Raw genomic sequence first — 4,793 nt, 5'->3', positions numbered from 1 at the left:
GGTGAGACCATGATTGTGACGATCGCGGCAGGACAAAATCCTACCCTTACCTTGAATCCGGTCGTCCCCATCATGACTATGACAGCCTATATCGTGCAGGTGAGCTTAGGAGACACTCCAGCCGGTTCACTAGCCTACAGAACCTTGTTTGCCGTTGGGATGACCTTATTTGTTCTGACGTTAGCGCTCAATATCTTTAGCTTTTGGTTTGTCCGTCGCTTCCGGGAGAAATACGAATGACAACATCACCTCAGCCTCTACAACAACCTGCGTCTGAGTTTAGCGATGCCCTATTTCAACCTGATATTAAGCAGCGCTATAGCCAAGACAGTATGTTCAGAACAGCAACGTGGATTGCTACCTCCATTGGCATCGTTGTGTTAGCGCTACTGTTACTAGATGTGCTGGCTGATGGCTTGCCTCGTCTTAATTTGCAGTTTTTGACCAGTGCATCCTCCCGGAAAGCCGGAAACGCTGGTGTTGCTGCTGCAATCGTTGGCACGCTTTGGTTGCTGGGCATTGTAGCCTTCGTGGCCTTCCCAATTGGGGTGGGAGCAGGCATCTTTCTAGAAGAGTTTGCTAAGAAATCAAAATTTGCTGGCTTCATTGAAATTAACATTGCCAACTTGGCTGGTGTACCTTCCATTATCTATGGATTGCTGGGACTAGGCATATTCGTGCGGGTTATGGAACCTCTCACAGGTGGACGTACCGTATTATCAGGTGGGTTAACGCTGGCTCTGTTGGTACTACCTATTATCATCGTGTCTACCCGTGAAGCTCTGAGAACTGTTCCAGATAGTATTCGCCTAGCTGGTTTTGCGGTGGGTGCTACTCGCTGGCAAACCATCCGAGAGCACGTGCTACCCTTGGCGCTGCCTGGTATTCTGACGGGCACTATTCTTTCCCTATCCCGCGCTATTGGTGAAACCGCTCCCCTAGTGGTGATTGGCGCGGCGATCGTGGTAGCTATACCTGACAGCTTGCGCAGCAGATTCACCGCACTGCCGATCGTAATTTTTGACTGGGTGTCTCGCCCTCAGAAAGCATTCCACACTAACGCTGCGGCTGGCATCATTACGCTGATGGTGATTTTGCTGTCAATGAATACAATTGCCATTCTTCTGCGCAATAAGTTCCAAAGTTCCAAGCTCTAGTCCATCTCTACTCCGATAGAACCATGCAATCCCAGTCTCCTATGTTTAATCCAACTGTGGCATCCGTCGCCGAGCCTGTCATCAACATTGAAAACGTTAACGTTTACTACAATGTCAACACATTGGCCGTGCGCAACGTTTCCTTGGGTATCCCCAAGAACAAGATTGTGGCGTTCATTGGCCCTTCTGGTTGCGGCAAAAGTACGATTTTGCGCTGTTTGAACCGGATGAATGATCTGATTCCAGGTGCTCGTGTTGAAGGTGTAATCAGCTTCCACGGTAAGAATCTCTATGACCCTGACATGGATCCAGTTCAGATTCGGCGACGGATTGGGATGGTGTTCCAAAAGCCTAATCCTTTCCCTAAGTCCATTTACGAGAATATTGCCTTTGGTGCCCGCATTAACGGCTACCGGGGTAATATGGATGAGCTAGTAGAGCGTTCCCTAAAGCAAGCAGCTCTGTGGGAAGAAGTGAAAGATAAGCTGAAGGCCAGCGGTCTAGCGCTTTCTGGTGGTCAGCAGCAGCGTCTTTGCATTGCTAGGGCGATCGCCATTGCTCCAGAAGTGATTCTGATGGATGAGCCTTGCTCTGCTCTAGATCCCATCTCTACCCTAAAAGTGGAAGAATTATTGCAAGAGTTGAAGGAACGCTACACGATCGTGATCGTTACCCACAACATGCAGCAAGCGTCTCGCTCATCAGACTACACAGCTTTCTACAATGCTGAAGCTACAGACAAGGGTGGTAAAGTTGGCTATCTGGTGGAATATGCTGAAACCCAGCAAATCTTCCAGAGTCCTGCCCAAAAAGCAACTCAGGAATATGTCAGTGGTCGCTTCGGGTAATTGGGTGTTGCTAACTGGCGATACTTGTTGAGATTGGCAGTAGAGTAGTAGATATGCTGGGGTGCAGGGACATTTGTTCTTGCACCCGATTTTTACTGTGAATTAATTGTGGATAGACGGTGTGGATAAGGCATTTCGGTGGGTAACCTGCGGGTTAGCAGGGCTGATAGCGCTAGTGTTGTTAGCGATCGCCCTCCAGATCACTGTCCAGGCATTCCCCGCTCTTCAGCGCTTTGGCTTAGGTTTCCTATTGTCCACAACTTGGGATCCTAACCGTCACCTCTATGGTGTGTTGCCTCAGATTTATGGCACTCTCATCACCTCACTCTTGGCTCTGGGGCTAGCCCTGCCCATTGCTCTTGGGGTAGCAATCGTTCTGAGTGAAAACCTGTTACCTCGCCTGTTACAGACCATAATTAGCTTCTTGATAGAATTACTTGCCGCCATCCCCAGTGTGGTTTACGGCATGTGGGGATGGTTAATCCTAATCCCGCAGATTCGTCCCTTTGGGGTCTGGGTGCATGAGCGTCTGGGATTTTTGCCTTGGTTCAGCACCAGTCCTGTGGGTCCCGGCATCTACGTGGCCAGTCTAGTGTTGGCAGTCATGATCCTGCCTATCATGGCTGCGATTGCTAGAGATTCCCTATTGGCTGTGCCCTCAGATGTGCGTCAGGCGGCCTATAGCGTGGGGGCAACTCGCTGGGAAGTGTTGATGTGGGTAACTGTGCCGATCGCAGTTCCCGGTATTCTGACTGGCATTGTCTTGGCATTAGGGCGGGCACTGGGAGAAACCATGGCCGTGACCATGCTAATTGGTGAAGCCAACATCATCTCTCCCTCTATCTTTGCTCCTGGCTCCACAATTACATCCTTGTTGGCCAATCAGTTTACTGCTGCCAAGGATGACCAGATTGCCGCGTTGATGTACGCCACCTTGGTGTTATTCGGTATTACCTTACTCGTGAATGGATTGGCAGAAGCGATTCGATTGGGTCTACAACAACAATCTGCGCCATTGTCCCCAGCGGCTCATCCGCAGCATACTCCTAAATTGTCTAAACAGTCTCGTTTGCAGTCGTGGTTGGCAGCATTCTGGGCAGTTAACCGTCGTGAGTCGGGTTTCCCTACGGGCATAGGATGGTCGTGGCGCTACGCCGTGCGATCGTTACTCTCTGCTACCCTGACTAGCTTGGCCCTGGTGGCGACTGTGATAGCCCTCATTCCCCTGATGGCTGTACTAGGTTACGTCATCCTCAACGGCATACCCCACATTAGCCTAGAGTTGCTGACATCACTGCCACCACCACCACTTGTGCCTGGAGGCGGCATTGGCAATGCGATTGTGGGCACACTCATGGTTGTGGGTCTAGCTACGCTCATCAGTGCACCGATCGGCGTGTTAGCAGCCATTGCCCTGTCAGAAGTCATCCGTGACACCACATTTGCGAGGGTAGTGAGCATTGGTGCTGATGTGTTAAGTGGTGTGCCTGCAATCGTCATTGGGGTGTTTGCCTATGGTCTCGTGGTTGTGGGAACAGGCACGTTTTCGGTGCTGGCAGGGGGAATTGCCCTGGGAATTTTAATGCTGCCGATGATTGTGCGCACGGCAACTGAATCGTTGCGATCAGTACCCGACGAAATCCGTTGGGGAGCGATCGCTCTAGGAGCCACCGAATTCCAAACCTCACTCCAAATCGTACTACCAGCAGCCCTTCCTGGCATTACCACTGGCCTGATGTTAAGCATTGCTCGTGCCGCGGGCGAAACAGCCCCTGTGCTATTTACAGCACTGTTCAGTCAGTTTTGGTTCCAGCCCCGCCAAGGTTTACTGCAACCCGTAGCTACTCTATCTATGTTGATTTACACCTTTGCAACCGTGCCCTACCAAAATCAACAACAGCTAGCTTGGGCAGCCGCCTTAGTGCTGGTCTTGCTCGTATTGACAACCAATATCGTCTCACGGTTGGTAGTGGGTCGGCGATCAGCTTAGCACCTATAGTAAAAAAGCAAAAAACTAGTTGTCATATCAATTCTCCAAACTATCGCTACAGATGATTGGTGGTAAGGACTTAAATTCTTGCTACGAATGAGTAGGTTATGTAGCTGGCTTTTGGAGAAATGGCATTCGGACAAATTGATGGCTATTAAGGCTCGTGGTGAGGACTTAACGCTAGAGATCCAAGGTTATGACCATGGCGTAATACTAAGCAGATCACAGGCTAGGGCTTCTCATCATTGATGGAGCCTGCCGACTTTCTTCAGGAGATACCCATGCAAAGCAATCGAGTTATGAATGCACTGTCTCGTCGTAGCTTGTTGGTTGGTGGAGCGATCGCAGGTGCATCCAGCGCTCTAGGGTTATCAATGCTCAAGCCAGAGGCCAGCATTGCCGCAACCCCTGCTGACAAACGCAACGACATTACCATCCTCAATGGTGCTCTATTCTATGAGCACCAAGCCATCTGGGCCTATGGCTTTGCTGCCAGCAAGTTGAGTTCAACGGATGTGGGTAAAGCTGTTTTAGCCTTGGCATTGCGTAACCAAGCAGACCATAAGGCTCATCGAGATGCTTTGGCAGCAGCCATCCGCAGCTTAGGTGGCAACCCTGTGCGGGCGATGAACAGCTATGATGTTTCGTCTTATCTCAAGGCTGGTGAGGGCAACCTAGATAGCGATGTCAACATTGCCAAGCTAGCACTGGCCTTAGAAGTGGATGCGGCGATCGCCTATACCTCTGAAGTATCAAGGCTAAAAACCCCGGCATTAGTTGTCGCTGGTGCAAGCATTG

General features: G+C 50.5%; 5 protein-coding genes. All 5 read left to right on the top strand.

The window, feature by feature from the left end; all coding sequences use genetic code 11:
• Positions 1-240 (top strand): phosphate ABC transporter permease subunit PstC (locus tag NZ772_14050; GenBank protein MCS6814672.1); only part of this gene is annotated, 240 nt, incomplete at its 5' end.
• Positions 237-1,157 carry a phosphate ABC transporter permease PstA gene (gene pstA, locus NZ772_14045; protein MCS6814671.1) on the top strand — a complete coding sequence of 307 codons (921 nt, stop codon included), beginning with the start codon at positions 237-239 and terminating at the stop codon, positions 1,155-1,157. The genes NZ772_14050 and pstA (NZ772_14045), both read left to right, overlap by 4 nt.
• Positions 1,158-1,198: 41 nt before the next feature.
• Positions 1,199-2,005 carry a phosphate ABC transporter ATP-binding protein PstB gene (pstB, locus tag NZ772_14040; protein ID MCS6814670.1) on the top strand — a complete coding sequence of 269 codons (807 nt, stop codon included), beginning with the start codon at positions 1,199-1,201 and terminating at the stop codon, positions 2,003-2,005.
• 121 nt (positions 2,006-2,126) lie between these two features.
• Complete coding sequence (gene pstA / locus NZ772_14035) at positions 2,127-3,995, top strand: phosphate ABC transporter permease PstA (GenBank protein MCS6814669.1); 1,869 nt, start codon at positions 2,127-2,129, stop codon at positions 3,993-3,995.
• A 281-nt stretch (positions 3,996-4,276) separates the two neighbouring features.
• Positions 4,277-4,793 (top strand): ferritin-like domain-containing protein (locus tag NZ772_14030; GenBank protein ID MCS6814668.1); only part of this gene is annotated, 517 nt, incomplete at its 3' end.

The organism is Cyanobacteriota bacterium (assembly GCA_025054735.1).
GTDB lineage: Bacteria > Cyanobacteriota > Cyanobacteriia > SKYG9 > SKYG9 > SKYG9.
The sequence above is the reverse complement of the archived record's forward strand: the minus strand, read 5'-3'. Positions and strand labels throughout refer to the sequence as shown.

Excerpts from the sequence above, each read along its gene's own strand:
- pstA (MCS6814671.1), top strand. The coding sequence starts at position 237 with ATGACAACATCACCTCAGCCTCTACAACAACCTGCGTCTGAGTTTAGC.
- pstB (MCS6814670.1), top strand. The coding sequence starts at position 1,199 with ATGTTTAATCCAACTGTGGCATCCGTCGCCGAGCCTGTCATCAACATT.